Source organism: Candidatus Protofrankia californiensis, from assembly GCF_900634765.1.
Lineage (GTDB): Bacteria > Actinomycetota > Actinomycetes > Frankiales > Frankiaceae > Protofrankia > Protofrankia californiensis.
This window is the reverse complement of record NZ_CAAAFT010000475.1, coordinates 1-2,704: the sequence shown is the minus strand read 5'-3', so window position 1 is coordinate 2,704 and position 2,704 is coordinate 1. Positions and strand designations below refer to the sequence as shown.

The following is a 2,704-nucleotide window of genomic DNA, read 5'->3' as shown; positions in this document are numbered from 1 at the left end:
GCGGTGTACTCGCCCCTGTCAACTGGCACTATGTGTTCCTGGTGTCGGTGCCGTTCGGCGTGTTCGGGACTTTCTGGGCCTACGCCAAGCTCCGGGACAACGGGGTGCGGCAACGCACCTCAATGGACTGGTGGGGGAATGCGACGTTCGCCGGCGGACTGATCATACTATTGGTCGGAATCACCTACGGCATCCAGCCCTACGGGGGACACACCATGGGCTGGACCAACCCCTGGGTGCTTGCTGCGATGATCGGTGGTCTGGCGATCCTGGTCGCGTTCGCGGTCATCGAGTCGAAGGTTGCCGAACCTCTGTTCGATGTGAAGCTGTTCCGTATACGGTCCTTCACCGCCGGCAATATCGCCTCCCTGTTGGCGTCGCTCGGACGCGGCGGGCTCCAGTTCGTCCTCATCGTCTGGCTGCAGGGGATCTGGCTGCCGCAGCACGGCTACAGCTTTTCCGAGACACCCCTGTGGGCAGGCATCTACATGATCCCGCTGACGATCGGGTTCCTGGTGGCTGCGCCGCTGGCGGGGACGCTGTCCGACCGGTTCGGTGCTCGTATTTTCACCGTCGGTGGCCTTGTCATCGTCATCGCCAGCTTCGTGCTGTTCATGCTCATACCGGTGAACTTCTCCTACCCCACGTTCGCGCTGATCCTGATTATCAACGGTATAGGCACCGGCTTGTTCTCCTCACCGAACCGTGCTGACGTCATGAACGGACTGCCGGCGAACAAGCGGGGAGTCGGCGCCGGCATGACAGCAACCTTCCAGAACTCCGCCTTCGTGCTCTCCATCGGTCTGGTCTTCACGTTGATTGTCGTCGGGCTTTCCCGCACCCTGCCGTCGACCATGTTCAACGGCCTTCTGGCGCAGGGCATACCGGACTCGACCGCGCGGACGGCAGCCGACCTTCCACCGATCGGTGTCCTGTTCTCGGCATTTCTCGGTTACAACCCGATGGAGCAGCTGCTCACGCCGGAGACGCTGACGGCGTTGCCGGACGGCGGCGCCCACGTGACCGGACACGCCTTTTTCCCGAGTCTGATTTCCGGACCGTTCGCGGACGGCCTTGCCGCCGTGTTCGCGTTCTCGATCATGACCATGGTGATCGCAACGGTTGCCTCCTTCATCGCCGGATCCGGTCAGCCGGCGGTTTCCGCGCTGGGTGCCGAACCGGTGGGTGTGCGGCGGGACCAGGGTGAGGAGTCGGGAGCGGGCCTGATTCCCGGGTGCCGTGTCGAGGAGGCGGAGTCGTCCGGATATCTGCGGTAACGACCCGGGGGCCTGGGGTCGCTCCAGCCGCTTCGCCGAGCAACTACGCGCTGTTCGTCCCGACTTTTGGGCGGGTCTGCGGCACCGAGTGTTGCCAGTCCGCGAGCAACGTCCGGATGCCGGTGACCAGCAGCAGTGGCTGGTCGAGCATGAGATGGTGTCCGGCAAGCGGGATCTCGATGACCGGAGCGACCCGACCGAGCAGCTCATACATCTCGATGCCGATGTCCGGGGTTATCAGGCCGTGTTCGGCCCGAAACAGCGCAACCCGGCAGCGCACCTCCTTGAGGATCTGTGGGGAGGGCCGGCGTCCGCGGAAGATTCCTGGATCGAACTTCCAGGTCCAGCCTCCCTCGACGGCGCCCATGGACGACCGTGCCACGTGGTTGACGACGTAGGGCAGCATGTTGGGCTGGTCGGGTACGGTCCGGAAGCGGGCCAGGGCCTCGGTCACGGTCGGGTAGACCCGCAGCGGCCCGAATGCCGTGCGCTCGCGGGCGGCTCTTTCCTCGGGAGTGAAGTCCGCGACGGGGGCGTCGAGGATGACGATCCCGCTGATCCGCTCCGGATACCTGGCGGCGGCCATGATGGACGCCCAGCCGCCCATACTGTGACCGATGACGATCGGGGAGCCGGCCAGCTGGGCATGCTCGGCAACGCCGACGATCTCGGCAGCCCAGCTCTGGAGGCTGTAGTCGTCACGGCGTCCACTGTCGCCGTGACCTGACATGTCGATGGCGACGACCCGATACTCGCTGTCGATCAGTGGTGCTATGTGATCCCACCAGCCCGCATGCGCGGCGCCCCCGTGCACGAGGATGATGCCCGGCCGCTCCGGCTCCCCCCAGCATCGGTAACTGATCCGACACCCGTCGACCTCCGTTGCATACTGTCTGGGCCGCCGCTCGAGTGCGGTCCGGAACCAGCCGGGAGTTTCGATGTTCATGCTCTGTCCGCCATGTCGGTCTGCCATTCCGGTTATGCGGTGCTGGACGGTGTCGTAATCCAGTTTGACCGGAATCTTGTCGCCGGACTGACCAGGACGGTCCCGATGGCTGCAATCGTCGGATGTGCTCACCTGGCGTAACTGGCAGGACGGATGGGACCGGGGTGGTCGAAAGCCGGCACCGGTCGGATGTCTGGTCGAGTTCTCCTGGTTTGCGCTCGTCGATATTCGTGGTACACGCTCGGGATGCTCTCATGACTGAATAACAGCCTGTCTGTGTTGGGTGCTGCATGGCGGTCCCATGCGATATGGGGTCACACTCGATCACTCGATCACTCGATCACTGTGGTCCCATATCGCATGGCAGGGGCAAAGCATGGCGGAGGGTTCGCGACGCCGCCGAGCGGCGCGGTGCGGACCGGATCGTCTGCCGGCCGCGCCCGGCAGCTGATCAGGGCCAAGGCGAGGGACGGGCGAGGGG

General features: G+C 64.6%; 2 protein-coding genes. One reads left to right on the top strand and one right to left on the bottom strand.

The window, feature by feature from the left end; all coding sequences use genetic code 11:
• Positions 1–1,277: MFS transporter (locus DD1DGNOD_RS24430; protein ID WP_131771123.1), on the top strand; the 1,277-nt coding region annotated here is incomplete at its 5' end.
• A 43-nt stretch (positions 1,278–1,320) separates the two neighbouring features.
• Here DD1DGNOD_RS24430 and DD1DGNOD_RS24425 read toward each other — a convergent pair.
• Entirely contained in the window at positions 1,321–2,223 is a 903-nt protein-coding gene (locus tag DD1DGNOD_RS24425) for an alpha/beta fold hydrolase (RefSeq protein WP_131765113.1), read from the bottom strand.
• Positions 2,224–2,704: the final 481 nt, after the last annotated feature.

Bases quoted from the DNA above. Each gene is read 5' to 3' on its own strand.
- DD1DGNOD_RS24425 (WP_131765113.1), bottom strand. From the start codon at position 2,223: ATGAACATCGAAACTCCCGGCTGGTTCCGGACCGCACTCGAGCGGCGG.